Genomic DNA, 1,217 nt, shown 5'->3' with positions numbered 1-1,217 from the left:
GCGAGCACTGATCCATTAGGTTGCCGCCGGGTGCCTCTGGGCTCGAACAGGTTTCATCCAACACCATGAGAGCGGAGGAGGCGATCGATGATCTTCGTCGGCGACGATTGGGCCGAACAGCATCACGATGTCCATTTGATGGACGAGGCCGGGCGGCGGCTGGCATCTCGGCGGCTGCCGGAAGGGCTGTCCGGCATCCGGCAGCTGCACGAACTGATAGCCGAGCACGCCGAAGAACCAGGTCAGGTCGTGGTCGGCATCGAAACCGACCGCGGCCTGTGGGTACAGGCGCTGACCGCCGCCTGCTATCAGGTGTATCCGATCAATCCCCTCGCCGCGGCGCGCTACCGCGACCGGCACCACGTCTCGGGTGCGAAGTCCGACGCCGGTGACGCCAAGCTGCTCGCGGATCTGGTGCGCACGGACCGACACAACCACCGCCCGATCGCCGCAGACAGCCCGGACGCGGAGGCGATCAAGGTCCTCGCCCGCGGACACCAGAATCTGATCTGGACCCGCACCCGGCACACCAACTCACTGCGCTCGGCGCTGCGCGAGTACTACCCGGCCGCGCTGGAGGTGTTCGACGACCTGCACGACCGCGACGCGCTGGCCGTGCTCGGTCGCGCCCCGACACCCGCCGAGGCCGCGCACCTGACCCTGCCGGCGATCCGCTCCGCCCTCAAAAAGGCTGGCCGGCAACGCAACCTCGACACCCGGGCCCGCGAAATCCGGGCCGGGCTGCGGGCCGAGCACCTGACCGCACCGGCGCCGGTCGCCGCCGCGTTCGCCGCCACCACCCGCGCCGCGGTCGGCCTCATCGTCGAGTTGAACCGGCAGATCACCGAACTCGAGGCCGAACTGGCCACACATTTTGAGTCACACCCGGACGCCGACATCTACCGCTCCGTGCCAGGACTTGGTGTCATACTCGGCGCCCGGGTGCTCGGTGAGTTCGGGGACGACCCCGACCGCTACACCCCCGCCAAGTCTCGCAGAAACTACGCCGGAACCTCACCCTTGACGGTCGCGTCCGGCAAGAAACGCGCGGTGCTCGCCCGCCACGTCCGCAACCGGCGCCTCTACGACGCCATCGACCAATGGGCGTTCTGCGCACTGTCGTCCAGTCCTGGCGCCCGAGACTTCTACGACCAGCGACGCGACGCCGGCGACCTGCACCACCAAGCGCTCCGCGCACTCGGCAACCGCCTCGTCGG

Annotated in this window: 1 protein-coding gene; it reads left to right on the top strand. The window is 68.9% G+C overall.

The features are described from left to right. Positions 1-87: 87 nt before the first annotated feature. On the top strand, positions 88-1,217 hold a 1,130-nt coding region (locus ACFWAY_RS53860; protein ID WP_378516552.1), incomplete at its 3' end, for an IS110 family transposase.

Source organism: Rhodococcus sp. NPDC059968, assembly GCF_042738615.1.
GTDB lineage: Bacteria > Actinomycetota > Actinomycetes > Mycobacteriales > Mycobacteriaceae > Rhodococcus_F.
Note: the sequence above shows the minus strand (reverse complement) of the source record. Positions and strands in the feature narration are given on the sequence as shown.